The following is an 18169-nucleotide window of genomic DNA, read 5'->3' as shown; positions in this document are numbered from 1 at the left end:
GAGCGTGTCGGGCCGGACGTCCCGTCAAGATCTGGGTCAGACGGCGCGGCGCTTCAGCTTGCGGCGCTCCCGCTCGGAGAGCCCGCCCCAGATACCGAAACGCTCGTCGTTCGCGAGCGCGTAGTCCAGGCACTCGGCCCGGACCTCGCAGGACGTGCAGACCTTCTTGGCCTCACGCGTGGACCCGCCCTTCTCCGGGAAGAAGGCCTCCGGGTCCGTCTGGGCGCACAGGGCGCGTTCCTGCCACCCCAGGAGCGTCTCGTCGTCGGTCGTAGCATCGCCGAACAGCGGAAGCACCGGCGCTACGCGCTCGGGCTCACGGCCGACGTCTGACGGGAAGACCCCCCGGTCCCCATCGAGCAAGTTCCACATGGCGTGCCCCTCCATGCCGTTCTCTAGGGAAACTGCATACCTGGAATTACACGCGTGTCCTTCGGAGGCGTCAAGTCGAAATGTGCTAGTGATTGCGATCTCCACTGCCCATTCACATGCGCGGCCGCCTGTGCTATCCGGGCTCCTCGTAGGCTGACCTGCGTGAATCTCCCCGTCGCGTCCGGCCGCACCCCCACGACGATCTCCCAGGTCCTCGATCTCGTCCTGTCCGACCCGGGACGTCCCCGCCTCACCTGGTACGGCGACGGCGGCGAACGCGTCGAGCTCTCCGGCGCCGTCCTGCAGAACTGGGTGAGCAAGACCGTGAACCTGCTCGTCGAGGAGTTCGACGCCGCGCCCGGCACGGTCGTCACGCTCGACCTGCCGCCGCACTGGCGGGGCGTGCTCTGGGCGCTGGCGACCTGGCGCAGCGGTGCCACCGTGCAGCTCGCGGGCGACTCCCCCGCGACGCCCGGCGACGTCGTCGTCACCTCGCGGCCCGCCGCCTGGGCCGACCTGCCGTCCGGCCCGGGCGGCGCCGACCTCGTGGCCGTCGCGCTGCCCGCGCTCGCACGGTCCTTCGACGGCGACCTGCCGCCCGGCGCGGTCGACGCCGCCGGCGCCGTGATGACCTACGGCGACGTCATCGGGTGGGCCCCCGAGACCGACCCGACCGCCGTCGCGCTCGAGAGCGCCGACGCCGGCGCGGTCGCCTTCGCCGACCTGGTCCCCGCCGACGGGACCCCGGGTGCCCGCGTGCTCGTGGACGGCGCCCGCCCGCTCGCCGGCCTGCTGCGCGAGCTGCTCGCCGTCTGGGCCGCCGACGGTTCCGTGGTCCTCGCGTCTGCCGCCACCGCGGCCGAGCTCGCCGCCGACCCCGCCCGCCTCGCCCGCCTGCGCGAGACCGAGCGCATCACGGCCTGACGAGAACCTGCTGTGGGCGCGTCCTCGTGGCTCAGGAGGCGGCGCGGCCCCAGGCGACGAGACCGGTGCCGGTGCGGGGGAAGGCCCGCTGCGCGACGCGGAACGGCCAGGTCGCGGCGGCCACGAGCGAGCCCTGCGCGGCCGTCGACGGCTGGAACAGGCGCCCGCTGCGGGCCGTGCGGTCGGCGGTGCTGCCCTCCTCGCGCAGCCCGGGCCGACGGCGCGCGAGCTGGTTGCGTGCCGCCTCCAGCGCGTAGCCGAGCGGGACGCCGTACAGCCGCAGGCCGACGTCGGTCAGGCCGGCGTCGCGCAGCAGCGCCACGAGGGCGGCCGGGTCGTAGCGGCGGAAGTGGCCGACCGCCTCGTCCATGGGGCCGTACCGGCGCTGCCAGGCCGGGGTGGACAGCAGCAGGGTGCCGCCCGGGCGCAGCCGCGCGGCCCACTCGCGCAGCGCCGCGGCGTCGTCCTCGATGTGCTCGATCACCTCGAACGCGCACACGAGGTCGAAGCGCTCCGCGGCGGGCAGGGAGTCGAGAGGTCCGTGCACGACGGTGCCGGGCACCCCCGCCGCGACGAGGCGCTGCTCGGCGGTGCGCGCGCTGTCGGCGTCGAGCTCCACCCCCGTGTACGCCGCGGCACGGGCGGCGAGGCGGACGCCGACGGCGCCCTGGCCGCAGCCCACCTCGAGCACGCGGCCGGCGGCCCCCAGCAGCAGCGGTTCCACGACGTCCCACCGCAGGCTGCCGTACAGCGTGAGCGGGGGCAGGGCGGGGTTCGGCACGGGCGCTCCTTCGTCCTCGACGGCTCGGGCGGCCTCCGGCGGTGCCGTGGCCGGCCGGGGACAGCCTGCCAGTACCGCCGCCGGCACGGCGGCACGCCCCGCCGCACGCGCGGCGGCTCCCGGGCTTCCGCCCGGGCCTGCTACCGCGGCCGGGCGAGCGCCCCGAGGCCGGCGAGGGCGAGGTCGGCGAGCGTCACCAGCACGCGGCTGACCAGCACCAGCAGCAGCACCGCGGCGTGCGGCAGCGCCCCGGCCAGCACCGCGAGCAGCACGAGCTCGCGCGCGCCGGCCCCGGCGGGCACGACGACGACGAGGAAGCCGACCACCCACGCGAGCGCGTAGCCGCCGACGGCGAGCGCGACGCCGCGGGCGTCGGCGGGCATCCCGAGGCCGACGGCGAGGACCCACACCTGCGCGCCGGCGAGCAGCCACCCGCCGACCGACCACAGGGTGGCCGCGCCGAGCCCCCGCCAGCCGAGCGGGCGGTCGAGCGGGGGCCGGCGCGCCACGCGCAGCGCCCAGGCGACCAGACGGTTCAACACGGGCGGCAGCAGGACGACGGCGGCGGCGGGCAGCGCCCACAGGACCGGCCCGGCGGCGCCCAGCGCGCCCGTCGCGACGAACGGCAGCGCCACCAGGCCGACGACCGCCCCGGAGACGACGCCGACGAGCGTCGCGACCGCCGTCGTCGTCACGGAGGTGCGGCGCGCGATGCCGTGGTCGACGCCGAGCTCGGCCGCCGCGACGACGTTCCACACCCCGCCCGGCACGTACTTGCCGAGCTGGCTCAGCCCGAACACGCGCAGCGCGACGCGGAGCGAGGTCGGGGCGCCGAGGTCGGCGAGCACGACGCGCCACGACGCGAACGTGCACAGCACGAACGCGACGGACAGCACGAGCGCGACCGCGAGCCGCTGCCAGGAGAGCTCCGCCGCGGCGCGCGCCAGGTCGTCCCCCGCCGCGACGACCGCGTACACCGCGAGGCCGAGCGCGAGGACGAGGAAACCCCAGCGCACCCACGGGGAGCGCAGCACCGCGAGCGCCCGGGCGAGCCGCCCGGGCGGTGCACCGGCCTCGCCCGTGACGGCGCCCGTCGTCTCGCCCGCCGCGTCACCCGTCGAGCCGCCCGTCACGGCCGGACCCCGCGCTCCGCGAGCAGCCGGACCAGCGGCCGGACGACGGCGTCGGGACGGGCCAGGTCCCGCCCCGACGCCGCGCGTCCGCGGGCGGCGGCGAGGGCCGCCGGGTCGCGCAGGGCGAGCAGCCGACCCGCGAGCGCCACCGGGTCGGCGGGCGGCACCAGCTCCAGGTGGTCGCCCAGCAGCCGCCGCTGCGGCTCCGTGTCGGAGGTGACGACCACGCAGCCGGCCGCCAGCCCCTGGAACACCTTGTTCGGCACGACGCGCAGCCCCTTGGGCGTCGCGGAGAAGATCCCGAGGCAGACGTCGTGGGCGGCGACGAGGGCGGGCAGGTCGGCCGGCTCCACCCAGTCGCACCAGGTGACCCCGGGGGCTTGGCGCAGCCGGTCCCGGGCCGCGGGCAGGTCCTGGCCGGAGCCGACGAGCGTGACCTCCAGCCCCCGCCCGCCGCGGGCCGCCTCGTCGGCCGCCCGGGGCAGCGCGGCGGCCAGCGCCTCGGCGAGCACGTCGGTGCCCTGCAGCGGCGTGAACAGGCCGAAGAACACCACGCGCAGCGGCCGGTCGCCGTCGGCCGCGCGCTCTCCGGCGACGGCGCGGGCGGCGTCGAACCACGCCTGCGGCGCCCCGACCGGCACGACGAGCCCCCGGCGCGCCCGGGACGGCACCAGCTCGCCGAGCAACCGCAGGTGCTCGGGGGTGTCCAGGAGCACGACGTCGGCGCACGACGTGGCGACGCGGTCCAGGCCGCGCAGCAGTGTCACGCGGGCCCCGCGGGCGCCGCGGTCGGCGGCGGTGTCGCCGGCGAAGACGAGGTGGTCGAGCAGCACGGGCGTGCGGCCGAACAGCAGCCGGGCGAGCACGACGTCGAAGTGGCCCAGGTAGCCGACGAGCACCGCGTCGGGGCGGCCGTGCGCCCGGCGGTGCGCCGCGACGTCGCCCACGAGCAGCGCCCAGCAGCGCAGCAGCCGCACCAGCAGGAGCGGCAGGCGCCACGGCTGGCGCAGCATCCGCACCCGCTCGGCCGTGCTCAGGCCGAGCGGCCGGTCGAGCTCGCGCACCGTGTACCCGTGCGCGCGCAGCCCGGCGACGAGCACTCCGACCCGCGGGTGCCGGGCGGCGTCGTACGTGCCGAACGCGACGATCACGCGTGCGCGTCCTCGTCGGCCCGCGCCTCGTGCCGGGCGGTCGCCGTCGTCGTGGCCGTCGTCGTGGCCGTCGTCGTGGCCGTCGTCGCAGCCGGGTCGGCTCCCCCCGCGGCTGCGGTCGCGGCACCGTCGCGCGCGCCGTCGTCGGGACGCGGGCCGTACTGGAGCTCCTTGACCCGCTCGAGGGTCTCCTCCATCAGGGTGCGGTTGGTGCGCAGCAGGTCGGCGATGACGAGCAGGGCGAGGCACAGCAGCGCGCCGACGAGCATCGCGCCGGCGAAGACCAGCGACTGCACGTGGCCCCCGGCGTCCCCCTGGGCGAGGAACACGAGGAAGCGCACCGCGGGCACGGCGGCCGCGACGAAGAACACGGCGAAGAGCGTGAGGAACACCAGGTGCGGCCGGAACATGATCCACGACCGCACGATGGCCTTCCCCGACCGGGCCATGTGCTGCCAGATGTTGGCGAACAGCCGCGACTCGCGCGTCTTCGCGTTGGTGGTGATCGGCAGGCTCGCGATCCGCAGGCGCTTGTTGCCCGCCTGGATGATCGTCTCCATGGTGTAGCTGAACTGGGTCACCACGTTGAGCCGCAGCAGCGCCGCGCGCGAGTAGGCCCGGAAGCCGCTCGCGGCGTCGGGCAGCGACGTCCCGGCGGCCGCGCTCACCACGCGGCTGCCGAACCGCTGCATCCGCTTCTTGAACGGGGAGAAGTGCTCGATGGTCGCGGTCTGGCGGTCGGCGACGACGACGTCCGCCTCGCCGGCGACGATCGGCGCGACGAGGTCGCCGATGCGCTCGGACGGGTACTGGTTGTCGCCGTCCGTGTTGACCACGACGTCGGCGCCGTGGGCGAGGGCGTAGTCGACGCCGTCGCGGAACGATCGCGCCAGCCCCCGCGTGCTGGTGTGCCGCACGACGTGCCGTACCCCGAGCCGGCGCGCGACCTCCGCCGTGCCGTCCGTCGAGCCGTCGTCGATCACGAGGACCTCGACGCTGTCGAACCCCTCGACCTCGCGCGGGATCGTCGCGAGCACGAGCGGGAGCGTCCCGGCCTCGTCGAGGCACGGGATCTGGACGAAGAGCTTCATCGCGCATCCTTCGGGGCGCCGGGGACCGCCGGCGACAGGGCGCCGGGGGCCGCGTCGGTCGACGACGCCGCGAGTCTACGGGGCCACAGGAGCGCGACGACCAGACCCGTCAGCAGGACGACGGCCGCGATCACGAGCAGGACGACGAGCGCGGGCTCGGGCAGCGGGCTCCAGGCGAGCCACCGGTCGACGGCGTCGCCCCAGCCCTCGCCGGGACCCCGGTAGAACGCGCCGAACGCCCACACCAGCCCGCCCACGGCGGCCGCGAGGGCGAGCGTCACGACGACCGGCACCCCGCGCGCGAGGCGCCGGTCCGAGCGCCGCGCGAGCTGCCAGGCCGCGATCGCCACCGCCGTCGCGAGCGCGGCGACCCCGCCGAACACGTACCGGCCCTGGATCGCGACGAGGCGACCGGTCTCGGCGTGGAAGTCCCATGCGTTGTAGGCGACCCCCGCCGCGAGCGCCGCCGGGGTGAGCAGCACGACGAGGGCAGTGCGGCGGGCCCCGGGCAGGACGAGCGCCACGAGCGCCGCGGCCATCAGCGCCACCGTGCCCCAGACGACCCACGCACCGGCGACGTGCACCTCGAGCCACGACAGGTTGCCGAAGAACGACTGGGCGAGCCGGCCGGTGATGATCGACGGGACCTCGTCGTCCGGCACCGTCGCGAGGATGCTCAGCTCGCGGGGCCGGCCGACGGGCTGGACGGCGCCGAGGGTGACCACGTTGCGCACCCACCACCAGCCGCCGACGGCGAGGGTCACGCCGCCCGCCACGGCGAGGCGCCCGAGCCGGCCCGGCCAGCGGCGGCCGCGCGCGAGCGCGTACGCCGCGACGACCATGGGCACGGCGAACGCCAGCATGACCTTGGTGAGCATCCCGAGACCCAGCACGACGCCGATCGCGACGGCCACGCGCCAGCGCAGGTCGCCCGTGACCACCCGCACGGCGAGGTAGGTGGCGGCGGCGCACGCGAGGACGACGAGGGCGTCGTTGTTCACCGCGCCCATCACGTGCCCGAGCTGCGGCAGGAGCAGGGGGAAGGCCCCGGCGACCAGCCCCGCCGACGGGGAGCCCGTAGCCCGTCGCGCCGACTCGGCCGCGAGCGGCACGACGAGTGCGAGGAGCAGCGCGTCCAGCAGCCGCAGGGCGAGGGTGACCTGGTCCCAGCGCGCGTCGGTCAGCCCCGTCGCGTGCAGCACGCCCGCGCCCAGCGCGTAGTACAGCGGCGGGTGCTGCGTCATCTGGTCCACGTCGGTGCCCGACGACGCGTCCCCGACCGCGTTGTCGCCGTCGATCCGCGTGCGGTCCTCCCGTGGGACGGGCACGACGTCGACGAACTGGCGCGCGTCCTCGCGGTGCCGCCACCGGCCGGGCAGGTCGGCCGGGTACGCCGCCTCGTCGACCGCCTCCGCGATCGCCGGGGAGAAGTAGGCGTCGCCGGGGGGCGGCCAGCCGCCGCCGTACGCGATCCGCAGCACGCTGTTGACGTGGTTCTGCTCGTCCGGCGAGCGGAACATCGGCGTGACCACGGCCCACACCACGGTCCACGCCGCCACGACCAGCGTGAGCACGGCGACGGCGCGCCGGTAGCGTCGGCCGGCGCGGGGCCGCGCGAGGCCCGGGCGGGGATCAGGGGTGCCGGTCGCCGCGGGAGCGGGGCGCGCGTGCGGCGTCGTGTCCGTCACGACCACAGTCTCCCCCACGAAACCGATCGGCGGCGGGCCGCGGACCTGGGCCGACGTTCGACCCACACATTTCCTCTACCGTCCCGGTCCTCGGGCACCGCAGCGACGTGACACGGACCCTCTATGCTCGCTTCCCGTGACCCGCACCACCCCACGCCACGTCGCCTCGCGCCCCGGCACGTCCACGGGGCCCTCGCACGCCCGCGCCCTGCGCCGGCACACGGTCGCGCGCACCCTGGGGATGGGGCTGACCGCGGTCCTGGCGTTCGTCACCGTCGGCGGCGCGACCGCGGCGGTGAAGCTCACGAGCAACATCACGGCCGTCGACTCCGACAAGCTGCTCGGCGAGGACCGGCCCGAGAAGGTCCTGCCCAAGGATCCCAACGCGGACATGCCGCTGAACATCGTGCTCATGGGCTCCGACAGCCGCGGTGGCGACAACGCGGACATCGTCGGCGACGGTACCCAGGGGGCCCGCTCCGACACGACGATGATCATGCACATCTCGTCCGACCGGTCCCGCGTGGAGATGCTGTCCATCCCCCGCGACACCACGGTCGACATCCCGTCGTGCCCGACGTCGTCGGGCGGGCAGACCTCACCCGTGTCCGGCTCGAAGTTCAACGGCGCCTTCGCGCAGGGCGTGCTGAGCGGTGGCGACGTCGAGTCGGGTGCCCTGTGCACGATGAAGACCATCGAGACGATCACCGACGTCCAGATGGACGGCTTCGTCGTGGTGGACTTCGCCGGCTTCGAGAAGATGGTCGACGCGCTGGGCGGCGTCGAGCTGTGCATCCCCAACGACATCGACGCCCCCAAGGCCGACCACCTCGTCCTGTCCGCCGGCGTGCAGGAGCTCGACGGCGACACCGCCCTCAAGTACGCGCGGGCGCGCACCGGCAAGGGCCTGGGCGACGGGTCGGACCTCGGCCGCATCGGGCGCCAGCAGGAGCTCCTGGCCGCCGTCGCTCGCCAGGTGATGAGCGCCGGTACGCTCGCCGACCCGACCAAGTCGCTGAAGTTCCTCGGCGCGGTGACCGGGTCGATGACGATGAGCAGCAACTTCGCGTCCATCCAGGGACTCGCCGGGCTCGCGTACAGCGCGCGCAACGTCCGCCCTGACACCATCGCGTTCATGACCGCGCCGTACCAGTACGACCCGAACAACGCGGCGAACGTCCTGCTCACCGCCGAGGCCGACGAGGTGTGGGACAACCTCAAGCACGACCGCCCGCTCAGCGACGCGATCGAGACCGAGTCCGACGACGCCAAGGACGGCGGCACGACGGACGGCGAGAAGAAGGACAGCACGAAGGACGCCGCCGGCACGCAGGACGCCGAGTCCGCCGACGACGTCGACGCCACCCCGGTGGCCGACGACGACACCACCACGACGGGCGACGACGCGGACGCTGCCGGCGAGGCCACGAAGGACCCGGAGCCGAAGCGGACCCGTGACGCCGGCGAAGAGGCGTTCACGGGCGCCGACGTCACGTCGGTGTGCGGATGAGCGCGGGAGACCGATGAGCAGCGACGACCAGCGCATCCCGCCGAGCTTCACGCCGTCCGGCGGTCGGTCCGACCGGCCGAACGGCTCGGGCGACGCCATCCCCGTGGGCGGCGGCTCCCGCCCCTCCTCCCCGCCGACGGGCGGCCGCGTGGGCCGGCGTGACGACGCCGCCCCGGTCGAGCCGCGCGTGCGGCGCCAGTCGTCGCGCGAGATCCCGACGACGCCGCCCGAGCGGCGCGGCAGCGCCCCGCAGAAGCCCCGGTCGTACGCGCCCCGCGGCTCGTCGGCGTCGGCACCCGCCTCGCGCGCGCCCCAGTCGCGCGCCCCCCAGGCCCGCCAGGGTTCGGGCACGCGCGTGATGCCCGCGGCTGCCCAGGGCCAGGCGCGGCGCACTACTCCCCCGCCCGGCCAGGGCGGGGGCGCCGCCGCGGCCACCGCCGGGGGCGGCGGCTTCCGCGTGCGCAAGGGCCGCGTCGCGGGCCTCGTCCTCGTGCTGCTCCTGGTGCTGCTCCTGGCGTGGCCGATCGGCCTGGTCTTCTGGGCGAACGGCAAGCTCCAGCACGTCGACGCCCTGTCCGACGCCAAGGGCACGCCGGGGACGACCTACCTGCTCGCCGGGTCCGACGCGCGCGGCACGGGCAGCGTCGCCGACGACGGCACCGAGGGGGCCCGCACCGACACGATCATGGTGCTGCAGAAGCCGCGCAGCGGGCCCGCCTCCCTCATCTCGATCCCCCGCGACACGTACACGGAGATCCCGGGCCACGACCCGAACAAGATCAACGCGGCGTACTCCTTCGGGGGCGCCCCGCTGCTCGTCGAGACGGTCGAGGGGCTCACCGGCCTCACGATCGACCACTACGTCGAGGTCGGCTTCGGCAGCGTCGAGGAGATCGTCGACGCCGTCGGCGGCGTCGAGCTCTGCTACGACGACGACGTGGACGACCCGAAGAGCGGCCTGGAGTGGGAGGCCGGCTGCCACATGGCCGACGGCGAGACCGCGCTCGCGTTCTCCCGCATGCGCTACTCCGACCCCAAGGGCGACATCGGCCGGGCCGAGCGGCAGCAGCAGGTCATCGCCGCCGTCGCCGCGAAGGTCGTCAAGCCCAGCGTGCTGCTCAACCCGGTCAACCAGGTGCAGCTCGTCAACGCCGGCACCGACGCCCTCACCGTGGACGAGAAGACGGGCATCGTCGACCTCGGCCGGCTCGGGCTGGCGTTCAAGGCGGCCACGGGCCCCGAAGGCGTGACCGGCACCCCGCCGATCGCGAACCCGGGCTACGACCCCGGTACGGGCGTCGGCTCCACCGTGCTGCTCGACGAGGACAAGGTCGACCAGTTCTGGGCGGACGTCCGCGACGGCGAGCTGAAGCCCGGCAGCACCGTCGGGGGCATGCCCGGCTGATCCGTAGTCCGGGACTCGCCCAGGGGGTTCTCGTCCGACCTCCGTCAGGACGGCACGCGGGGCATACTTTCCTCGCCGCGGTGCACCGTGCCCGGGCTGCCCGGCCGCACGCCGGGCACGAGCCAGCCCGGAGGCGCCATGCCCGCGACCCCGATCCCCGACGCGGCACCGGCGACGCCCGCCGCACGGGACTCGTCCCGCACGCGCGTCCTCGGCGTCCTGGTGCCCGCGGCGCAGCGCCGCGACCTCGGCGAGCTGTCCGACCGCCTCGACCTGTCGTCGGGGGACGTGCGCGCCAAGCGGTCCGCCTTCTGGACGATGCTCGTGCTGTCCGGGATCATCGCGATCTCCGGCGTCGTCACCGACTCCACGGCCACCGTCATCGGGGCCATGATCATCGCCCCGTTGTCGACGCCGATCCTCGGGGTCGGGCTCGGGATCGTCACGGGCCGGGGCAGGCTCGTGGGGCGCTCCGCGCTGTACGTCGTCGGGGGCGTCGCCCTGGTCGTCGCCCTCGGCTGGCTGGTGGCGCTCGTCCTGCCGCAGACGTCGGAGGTCGTCACGAACTCGCAGGTCACGGGGCGCACCTCGCCCGGGGTGGGCGACCTCGTCGCCGCGTTCGCCACCGGGTTCGCCGGTGCGATCGCGCTCGCGCGGCGCGACCTCGGCGACGTGCTGCCCGGCATCGCAATCGCCATCTCGCTGGTGCCGCCCCTGGGCGTCGTCGGCGTGTGCCTGGGCGCGGGCGAGCCCGCCCTCGCCGCCGGCGCGCTCCTGCTCTTCGGGTCCAACGTGGTCGCGCTCGTCGTGGCGTCCACGGTGGTGTTCACCGGCGCCGGCTACGCCTCGGACGCCGCGCAGGTGCGCGAGGCCGCGGGCGGGCGGCGACGCCCCCGCCGCGCCGTGGTGGTCGGCGCGGTCGCGGTCCTCGTGGTCGCGGTGCCGATGATCGCCAACACCGCGCAGTCGGTGCTGGCCGACGTCTGGGCCGGGCAGGTCCGCGCCGCGGCCGAGGCCTGGCTCGCGGACACGCCGGACGCCGACGTCGAGGACGTCTCCTGGCAGGGGACCGACGTCGTGGTCGAGGTCCGCGGGCCCGGCGACGTGCCCGACGTCGCCGCGCTGCAGGCCACCGTCGGCGACCTCGTGCCGTGGGACCCGACGGTCACCGTCGTGCACACGGTGGGCGAGCGCGTCGGGGGCTGACGACCGCCGCCGGTCCCTCGGCCGTCAGGCCGAGAAGCCGGTGCGCCGCGCGCCCTCGCGGGCGGCGCGCAGCTTCTCCCCCTTGGCGCGGGCGACGTCGCCCAGCTCCGCCTGGAACGCGACCATCCGCTCCCGCAGCGCGAGCGACTCGGCGTCCGTGCCCGCGGCGAGGATGCGCGCGGCGAGCAGGCCCGCGTTGCGCGCGCCGCCGATCGAGACGGTCGCGACCGGGACGCCCGCGGGCATCTGCACGATCGACAGCAGCGAGTCCATGCCGTCGAGGTACCGTAGCGGCACCGGCACCCCGATCACGGGCAGCGGCGTCACCGCGGCGAGCATGCCCGGCAGGTGCGCGGCGCCACCGGCGCCCGCGACGATCGCGCGCAGCCCCCGCTCGGACGCGGTGCGGCCGTAGTCGATCATCTCGGTCGGCATGCGGTGCGCCGAGACGACGTCCACCTCGACCTCGACGCCCAGCTCGGCCAGCGCGTCGGCGGCGGCCTCCATGACCGGCCAGTCCGAGTCCGACCCCATGACGATGCCGACGGCGGGCGTGCTCATACGTGCTCCTCGCTGGTGGTGACGGTGACGGTCTCGCCGCGCAGCAGCGCCGCGGCGTCGAGGGCGCGACGCCGGACCTCGTCGAGGTCCGTGCCGCTGACGTTGACATGGCCGAGCTTGCGCCCCGGCCGGATGCCCTTGCCGTACAGGTTGACGCGGGCCTCGGGGAACCGCGCGAGCACGTCGGGCAGCGCGTCGGTGAGGGCGTCGAGGCTCGAGCCGAGCACGTTCGCCATGACGGTCCAGGGCGCGCGGGCGGCGGTGTCGCCGAGCGGCAGGTCGAGCACCGCGCGCAGGTGCTGCTCGAACTGGCTCGTCACCGCGCCGTCGATGGTCCAGTGGCCGGAGTTGTGGGGGCGCATCGCCAGCTCGTTGACCCACACCGCGGCGGTGCCGTCCGCCTCCCGCGTCTCGAACAGCTCGACGGCGAGGACGCCCGTCACGCCGAGCCCCTCCGCCACCGCGACGGCGATCCGGCGCGCCTCGGCGTCCACGGCCGGGTCGAGGTCGGGCGCGGGTGCGACGACCTCCGCGCAGACGCCGTCGCGCTGGATCGACTCGACGACGGGCCAGGTCCGCACCTCGCCCGACGGGCGCCGGGCGACCAGGGCCGCGAGCTCGCGCACGAACGGCACCTTGCGCTCCACCAGCAGCGGCGGGGCGCCGTCGGCCGCGGCCTGCAGCCAGTCCGCGACGTCGTCGGGCGACGACACGACGCGCACGCCCTTGCCGTCGTAGCCGCCGCGGGACGTCTTCACGACGGCCTCGTGCCCGTCCTCCTCCGCGAGGAAGGCGGCCAGCGCGTCGCGGGCCTCCGCCGGGTCCGTCGGCAGCGCGGCCCAGCGCGGGCACGGCAGCCCGAGCGCGGTGAGCCGGCGCCGCATGACGATCTTGTCCTGGGCCTGCACCAGCGCGTCCGGGCCGGGGCGCACCGGCGTGCCGTGGTCGATGAGGTCCTGCAGCAGCGCGTTCGGCACGTGCTCGTGCTCGAACGTGAGCACCGCGGCCGGGACCCGACCGTCGTCGGGAGCGATGAGCGCGCGGATCGCCGCGTCGTCGCTCGCCACGCCGACCGGCGCGTCCGTGACCACCTGCGCGGCCGACGACGCCGGGTCCTCGACCAGCACCCGCAGGCCCACCCCCAGCTCGGCGGCGGCGGGGGCCATCATGCGGGCCAGCTGGCCGCCTCCCACGACGGCGACGACAGGGGCTGCGGTGGTGGGGCTGGCGGAGGCTGAGGTGGGTCCGGTCACGGGCATCGAGGATACCGGCCGCAGGTCCCGGCCGTCCGCGCCCGACCGGACCCCTCAGTCACCGTGATGGTGCAGCCAGCCGCGCCGGCGACCGCGCGACGAGATCGTCGTGCCGGGCGGCAGCACGAGGTGCGGGTCGAGCGTGCGCGGCACGCCCGCGAGGAAGAGCGCGAAGACCGGGGGCCGGCGCTGCACCAGGTCCAGTCGCCCGCCGTCGGCCGCGGCCAGGTCGCGCGCCAGGGCGAGTCCGAGGCCGGTGCTGCCGCCCGTCGTCGTGCCGCGCTCGAAGATGCGCGTCGCGACGTCGTCCGCCACACCCTCGCCCTCGTCGGCGACCTCGATCGCGACCGCGCCGGTCGTGCCCGACGGCCGGGAGCGCACCGTCGTCGTGCCGTCGCCGTACTTGAGCGAGTTCTCCAGCAGGGTGGCGATGATCTGCGCCAGGGCGCCCGGCGTCGCGAGCACCTGCATCCCGTCCGGGACCTCGATGACGAGCCGGCGCCCCGCCCGCTCGAACGTCGGCGCCCACTCCTCCTCCTGCTGGTGGACGACGTCGGCCAGCACCACGGCCTCCGTCGTGCCGCCCTGGGACCGGCGCGACGCGGCGAGCAGGTCGTCGACGACCGTGACCAGCCGCTCCACCTGCTCCAGCGAGATGCGCGCCTCCTCCACGACCTCGGGGTCGTCGGAGGCGAGCGTGATCTCCTCGAGCCGCATCGTGAGCGCCGTCAGCGGCGTGCGCAGCTGGTGCGACGCGTCCTGGGTGAACTGCCGCTCGGCGGCGAGCCGGCCGGCAAGGCGGTCGGCGGACCGGGCGAGCTCCGCGGCGACGAGGTCGATCTCCTCGACGCCCGACGGCTCGAGGCGCGGGCGCACCTGCCCCGAGCCCAGCTGCTCGGCGGACGCCGCGAGGTAGACCAGCGGCGCGGACAGCCGGTTCGCCTGCCACACCGCGACGGCGATGCCCGCCGCGATCGCGACGATGCCGGCGATGATCACCAGCACCACCGTCTGCGCCGACTTCACGTACGCGCTGATCGCCGACACCGTCATCGAGACGGCGACGCTCCCGTCGGTGAGCTTGGCCTTCTCGATCGTCGGCGGCGAGACGGGCTCGCCCGCCGTGAGCTGCGTGCCGTCGGGCAGGCTCACCACGACGTACGCCGGCAGGTCGCCCTCGCTACCCTCCGCGGCGCGCTCCACCGTCGCCTCGCTGACGACGTCGCCCCGCTCCAGGGTGTTGTCGATGCTCCGGGCGAGGGTGTCGACGCGGTTGGTGACGCGCTGCTCCTCGGTGGCCAGGACGTACCGGGCCCCGAAGATGCCGAGGGGGACGCCGAGCAGGAGGACGGCGACGGCGACCGCGGAGATGGTCGCCAGCAGGACGCGGCGACGCACGAGGTCAGCCCTGGCCCGTCGGCGTCAGCTCGCGCCGAGCTCGAAGCGGAACCCGAGCCCTCGCACGGTGGAGACGTAGCGCGGGGCGTTGGCGTCGTCGCCGAGCTTGCGGCGCAGCCACGACACGTGCATGTCCAGCGTCTTGGTGGAGCCGACCGGGTCGGATCCCCAGACGTCGCGCATCAGCGTGTCGCGCACCACGACCGACCCGGCGTTCGCGACCAGCACCTTGAGCAGGTCGAACTCCTTGGTGGTGAGGTGCAGCTCGCGCTCGCCCTGGAACGCACGGTGCGCGGAGACGTCGACCCGCACGTCCTGCGCGCGCAGCTCCTCGTCCTCGCCGGTCTCGCCGTGCGTGCGTCGCAGCAGCGCCCGGACACGGGCGAGCAGCTCCGCGAGACGGAACGGCTTCGTCACGTAGTCGTCGGCGCCGGCGTCGAGCCCGACGACCAGGTCCACCTCGTCGGCGCGGGCCGTGAGGACCAGCACCGGCACCGTCAGCCCGGAGCTGCGGATCTCGCGCGCCACGTCCAGGCCGTCCATGTCCGGAAGGCCCAGGTCGAGGACGACGATGTCCGCGCTCCCGGCGTTGTCGACGGCTCCTTGACCAGTTCCTTGCACGATGACGTCGTAACCCTCACGCGTGAGAGCCCGCGCCAAAGGCTCGGCAATAGCCGGGTCGTCCTCGGCCAGCAGTACGTGGGTCATTCCCTCATGCTAGCGGCAACGTCGCTGGTCCTGGACCCCTCCCCACGCCGCGTCGGGACCGACCGGGTGTGACATGGAGATGACACGGCGGCACGACGGCGGTCCCCCCGCGGGACGACGAGCGGGCGCGACGGTCCGTCCCCGGGCGGACGCGCCCGCGGACGGCGCCCGCCTACGCTGGCGGGCATGAGCTGGATCGAGAGGATGGGGCGCTGGTTCGAGGCGCACCGCTTCGGCGTCGACCTGACGACGACCGTGCTGCTCGCCGCGTTCATGCTCACCTCGGCCACCGACCTGTACTCCAGCGAACCGGCCCTCGGCCGCACCGAGTCCATCGCCTGGACGTTCGCGATGCTCGCCCCGCTCCCCTGGCGCCGCACCCGCCCCGTCCCGTCCGCCGTCGCGATCTTCGCCGTCGCGCTCGCGCACATCCTCGCCGGCTTCCCGATGATCATGCCGGGCGACCTGCTGATCCTCGTCGCCCTGTTCTCCGTGACCGTCTACGGCCCCACGTGGGCGCACGTCACCGCGATCTGCTCCACGGCCGTCGGGAGCCTCGTCGTGCTGCCGGTCGCGGTCGGCGTCCGCTCGGGAGGGGGCGCCTCCGCGGTCCTCGAGATGGTCCCGGTCGGCATCTTCTGCCTGGTCACCGGCCTCGCCGTCTGGGCGTTCGCCCTCGTGCGCCGCTCCCGCCGCGTCACCATGGACGCGCTGCGCGACCGCGCGCACCGCCTGGAGATCGAGCGCGACCAGCAGGCGCGGATCAGCGCCGCCGCCGAGCGCGCCCGCATCGCCCGCGAGATGCACGACATCGTCGCGCACTCCCTGTCCATCGTCGTCGCCCAGGCCGACGGGGGCCGGTACGCCGCGGCGTCCGACCCGCAGGCCGCGGTCCGCGCGCTGGGCACCATCAGCGAGACCGGGCGCACCGCGCTCACCGACATGCGCCGCCTGCTCGGCGTGCTGCGCTCCCAGGACGACGACGAGGCCGACGTGCCCGGGTCCCCCGTGCCGTCCTCTGCGGGTGCGGCCCGGCGCCCCGGCACCGGCGCGACCGCCGTCGTGCCGTCGCGCGAGGAGCCGCGCTCGAGCCGCCCGGCGCCGCAGCCCGGCGTCGAGGAGATCGAGGACCTCGTCGCCCAGGCGCGGGACGGCGGCCAGCAGGTGTCGCTGGTGCGCGTCGGCGAGCCGCGCACGCTGCCCGCCGGTATGGGGCTCACCCTGTACCGCGTGTGCCAGGAGTCGTTGACCAACGTGCGCAAGCACGCCGGCCCCGATCCGGCCGTGACCGTCGCGGTGCGGTGGACGCCGTCGACCGTCGAGCTCGAGGTGCTCGACGACGGCCGGGGCGCCGCCGCGTCCACGGACGACCCCGGGTTCGGGCTGCGCGGGATGCGCGAGCGGGCCAACCTGTACGGCGGCACGCTCGAGACCGGGCCCCGCGCCGGCGGCGGCTTCCGCGTGCACCTCGAGCTGCCGCTGCCCGGGGCACCCGTGACCGCGCCGCTCACGCCGACCACCGCGCCGACGACCACCACCCAGGAGGACGCATGACCCCGCCCGCCGACGTCGCACCGCCGCCCGCCCCCGGAACCGCCGGGGGCGGCGTCGTGCGCGTGGCGCTGGTCGACGACCAGCAGCTCGTGCGCGCGGGCTTCCGCATGGTCATCGACTCGCAGCCGGACCTGGAGGTCGCGCTCGAGGCCGGCGACGGCGCGCAGGCGCTGCGGCTGCTCGCCGACCACCGCGTCGACGTCGTGCTCATGGACGTGCGCATGCCGCACCTGGACGGGCTCACGGCGACCGCCCGGCTCACCGCCGCGCCCGACGCGCCGCGCGTCATCGTGCTCACCACGTTCGACCTGGACGAGTACGTGCTCGAGGCCATCCGCAGCGGCGCGTCGGGGTTCCTGCTCAAGGACGCCCCGCCCGAGGAGATGCTCGCCGCCATCCGCACCGTGCACGCCGGGGACGCCGTCATCGCGCCGTCGTCCACCCGCCGCCTGCTGGAGCACCTCGTCACCGCGCTGCCCGCCGACCAGGCCGCGCCGCAGCACGACGCGCTCGCCGCCCTCACCGACCGCGAGCGCGAGGTGCTCGTGCTCATGGCCCGTGGCCGCTCCAACACCGAGATCGCCGCCGACCTGTTCGTCGCCGAGGCCACCGTGAAGACGCACGTCGGGCGCATCCTCGCCAAGCTCGACGCCCGCGACCGCGTGCAGGCCGTGGTCACCGCGTACGAGACCGGCCTGGTCCGCCCCGGCTCCTGACCCGCGACCTGTCAGAGCCAGGTCGGTGCGCTCGCAGAGTTGGCGGCACACGACGGCGAGCACGCGGTCCGGCTCGTAGCGCGCGGCCATCGCCGGCAGGCGGATGCGGACGGTGGTGCGGACGGTGGCGGCGTCCGCGCCGAGCTCGGCGTCGCGCAGGAGGTCGTCGTACCAGCGGTCGCGCTCCAGGTGCCCGACGCCGTCGATCTCGACGACGAACCGCCGCCCAGCGTCGTGCTGCGCGGGTCAGCGGTCCGCGGTGCGTGACGAGCACCTGCTCGCTCAGCGCACGCCACCGCATGGCGGCCAGGTGGCACGCCACCTCGTGGTGCCCCACGCCCAGGCGTGCCAGCTGGGAGCGGGTCACCACACCGTGCTGCCGAGTGACGACCTCCCCCAGCCCGTCGACCCTGACGTACACCTCACGCGATCCGGTCATGTGACGAGGGTGCGGGCCCCGCCCCTCGACCACCGCCGTCGACCAGCCCGCTGGGGAAGCCCGGACGCGGGTGCCTGCTGTGGGCAGCCTCCCACCCGCGAGTTGTCAGGGCCACGACCGCCGAAACCTCCTCCTGGCCCTGACAACCCGACGCGCCGGCGACCTGTCAGGACCAGGAGCACGGAAACGTGCGCGTGGTCCTGACAACTCGGTGAGGGCGCAGGTCAGGGGTCGTTCAGGGTGCGGGTCAGGGTCGGCGTCATACCTGGGGATGACCTG

The 18169-nt window shown here is 75.4% G+C and carries 16 protein-coding genes; 6 read left to right on the top strand and 10 right to left on the bottom strand.

The window, feature by feature from the left end:
• Nucleotides 1-36: 36 nt before the first annotated feature.
• On the bottom strand, nucleotides 37-372 hold the full coding sequence (locus ACQP60_RS13605) for a WhiB family transcriptional regulator (protein WP_429733639.1): 336 nt from the start codon (nucleotides 370-372) through the stop codon (nucleotides 37-39).
• Between the two features lie 162 nt (nucleotides 373-534).
• On the opposite strand from ACQP60_RS13605, the gene ACQP60_RS13600 reads away from it, so the two are divergent.
• Nucleotides 535-1296 (top strand): TIGR03089 family protein, encoded by a 762-nt coding sequence (locus tag ACQP60_RS13600; protein ID WP_429733485.1) that lies wholly within the window; start codon nucleotides 535-537, stop codon nucleotides 1294-1296.
• 31 nt (nucleotides 1297-1327) lie between these two features.
• Here the strand turns inward: ACQP60_RS13600 and ACQP60_RS13595 are convergent, their stop codons facing one another.
• The 5 genes from ACQP60_RS13595 to ACQP60_RS13575 form a co-directional block, all read right to left on the bottom strand.
• Nucleotides 1328-2077, bottom strand: coding sequence for a class I SAM-dependent methyltransferase (locus tag ACQP60_RS13595; protein ID WP_429733483.1), 750 nt, complete (start codon nucleotides 2075-2077; stop codon nucleotides 1328-1330).
• A 140-nt stretch (nucleotides 2078-2217) separates the two neighbouring features.
• Entirely contained in the window at nucleotides 2218-3210 is a 993-nt protein-coding gene (locus ACQP60_RS13590) for a lysylphosphatidylglycerol synthase domain-containing protein (RefSeq protein ID WP_429733480.1), read from the bottom strand.
• Complete coding sequence (locus ACQP60_RS13585; protein WP_429733477.1) at nucleotides 3207-4361, bottom strand: glycosyltransferase; 1155 nt, start codon at nucleotides 4359-4361, stop codon at nucleotides 3207-3209. The genes ACQP60_RS13590 and ACQP60_RS13585 overlap by 4 nt, the downstream gene beginning before the upstream one ends.
• Nucleotides 4358-5452: a glycosyltransferase family 2 protein gene (locus ACQP60_RS13580; RefSeq protein ID WP_429733474.1), complete on the bottom strand. Its 1095-nt coding sequence runs from the start codon at nucleotides 5450-5452 to the stop codon at nucleotides 4358-4360. Before ACQP60_RS13580 ends, ACQP60_RS13585 begins: the two co-directional genes overlap by 4 nt.
• Nucleotides 5449-7140 (bottom strand): DUF2142 domain-containing protein, encoded by a 1692-nt coding sequence (locus tag ACQP60_RS13575; RefSeq protein WP_429733471.1) that lies wholly within the window; start codon nucleotides 7138-7140, stop codon nucleotides 5449-5451. The genes ACQP60_RS13580 and ACQP60_RS13575 overlap by 4 nt, the downstream gene beginning before the upstream one ends.
• Nucleotides 7141-7276: 136 nt before the next feature.
• On the opposite strand from ACQP60_RS13575, the gene ACQP60_RS13570 reads away from it, so the two are divergent.
• From ACQP60_RS13570 to ACQP60_RS13560, 3 genes are all read left to right on the top strand, one after another.
• Nucleotides 7277-8650 carry an LCP family protein gene (locus ACQP60_RS13570; RefSeq protein ID WP_429733468.1) on the top strand — a complete coding sequence of 458 codons (1374 nt, stop codon included), beginning with the start codon at nucleotides 7277-7279 and terminating at the stop codon, nucleotides 8648-8650.
• A 13-nt stretch (nucleotides 8651-8663) separates the two neighbouring features.
• Nucleotides 8664-10055 carry an LCP family protein gene (locus ACQP60_RS13565; protein WP_429733466.1) on the top strand — a complete coding sequence of 464 codons (1392 nt, stop codon included), beginning with the start codon at nucleotides 8664-8666 and terminating at the stop codon, nucleotides 10053-10055.
• 138 nt (nucleotides 10056-10193) lie between these two features.
• A complete protein-coding gene (locus tag ACQP60_RS13560; protein ID WP_429733464.1) occupies nucleotides 10194-11261 on the top strand; it encodes a TIGR00341 family protein in 1068 nt (355 codons plus the stop codon).
• Between the two features lie 24 nt (nucleotides 11262-11285).
• Here ACQP60_RS13560 and purE read toward each other — a convergent pair whose 3' ends face one another.
• Genes purE through ACQP60_RS13540 form a run of 4 tightly spaced genes read right to left on the bottom strand, consistent with a single transcriptional unit; the run spans nucleotide 11286 to nucleotide 15181 of the window.
• Nucleotides 11286-11822: a 5-(carboxyamino)imidazole ribonucleotide mutase gene (gene purE / locus ACQP60_RS13555; RefSeq protein WP_429733461.1), complete on the bottom strand. Its 537-nt coding sequence runs from the start codon at nucleotides 11820-11822 to the stop codon at nucleotides 11286-11288.
• The gene (locus ACQP60_RS13550; RefSeq protein ID WP_429733459.1) at nucleotides 11819-13081 is read right to left on the bottom strand and encodes a 5-(carboxyamino)imidazole ribonucleotide synthase; all 1263 of its coding nucleotides are present in this window, start codon (nucleotides 13079-13081) and stop codon (nucleotides 11819-11821) included. Before ACQP60_RS13550 ends, purE begins: the two co-directional genes overlap by 4 nt.
• A 48-nt stretch (nucleotides 13082-13129) precedes the next feature.
• Entirely contained in the window at nucleotides 13130-14473 is a 1344-nt protein-coding gene (locus tag ACQP60_RS13545) for an ATP-binding protein (RefSeq protein WP_429733456.1), read from the bottom strand.
• A 24-nt stretch (nucleotides 14474-14497) separates the two neighbouring features.
• Entirely contained in the window at nucleotides 14498-15181 is a 684-nt protein-coding gene (locus ACQP60_RS13540) for a response regulator transcription factor (RefSeq protein WP_429733453.1), read from the bottom strand.
• Nucleotides 15182-15367: 186 nt separating this feature from the next.
• On the opposite strand from ACQP60_RS13540, the gene ACQP60_RS13535 reads away from it, so the two are divergent.
• Complete coding sequence (locus ACQP60_RS13535; RefSeq protein ID WP_429733450.1) at nucleotides 15368-16735, top strand: sensor histidine kinase; 1368 nt, start codon at nucleotides 15368-15370, stop codon at nucleotides 16733-16735.
• Nucleotides 16732-17451: a response regulator gene (locus tag ACQP60_RS13530; protein WP_429733447.1), complete on the top strand. Its 720-nt coding sequence runs from the start codon at nucleotides 16732-16734 to the stop codon at nucleotides 17449-17451. The genes ACQP60_RS13535 and ACQP60_RS13530 overlap by 4 nt, the downstream gene beginning before the upstream one ends.
• The last annotated feature ends 718 nt before the right edge of the window (nucleotides 17452-18169 follow it).

It is taken from the genome of Isoptericola variabilis, assembly GCF_050311655.1.
Classification (GTDB): domain Bacteria; phylum Actinomycetota; class Actinomycetes; order Actinomycetales; family Cellulomonadaceae; genus Isoptericola; species Isoptericola variabilis.
Note: the sequence above shows the minus strand (reverse complement) of the source record. Positions and strands in the feature narration are given on the sequence as shown.

What these genes read in the sequence shown, in the direction of transcription:
- ACQP60_RS13605 (WP_429733639.1), bottom strand. Translation starts at nt 372, where the DNA reads ATGTGGAACTTGCTCGATGGGGACCGGGGGGTCTTCCCGTCAGACGTC.
- ACQP60_RS13580 (WP_429733474.1), bottom strand. Translation starts at nt 5,452, where the DNA reads ATGAAGCTCTTCGTCCAGATCCCGTGCCTCGACGAGGCCGGGACGCTC.
- ACQP60_RS13565 (WP_429733466.1), top strand. Translation starts at nt 8,664, where the DNA reads ATGAGCAGCGACGACCAGCGCATCCCGCCGAGCTTCACGCCGTCCGGC.
- ACQP60_RS13560 (WP_429733464.1), top strand. Translation starts at nt 10,194, where the DNA reads ATGCCCGCGACCCCGATCCCCGACGCGGCACCGGCGACGCCCGCCGCA.
- purE (WP_429733461.1), bottom strand. Translation starts at nt 11,822, where the DNA reads ATGAGCACGCCCGCCGTCGGCATCGTCATGGGGTCGGACTCGGACTGG.
- ACQP60_RS13550 (WP_429733459.1), bottom strand. Translation starts at nt 13,081, where the DNA reads ATGCCCGTGACCGGACCCACCTCAGCCTCCGCCAGCCCCACCACCGCA.
- ACQP60_RS13540 (WP_429733453.1), bottom strand. Translation starts at nt 15,181, where the DNA reads ATGACCCACGTACTGCTGGCCGAGGACGACCCGGCTATTGCCGAGCCT.
- ACQP60_RS13535 (WP_429733450.1), top strand. Translation starts at nt 15,368, where the DNA reads ATGAGCTGGATCGAGAGGATGGGGCGCTGGTTCGAGGCGCACCGCTTC.
- ACQP60_RS13530 (WP_429733447.1), top strand. Translation starts at nt 16,732, where the DNA reads ATGACCCCGCCCGCCGACGTCGCACCGCCGCCCGCCCCCGGAACCGCC.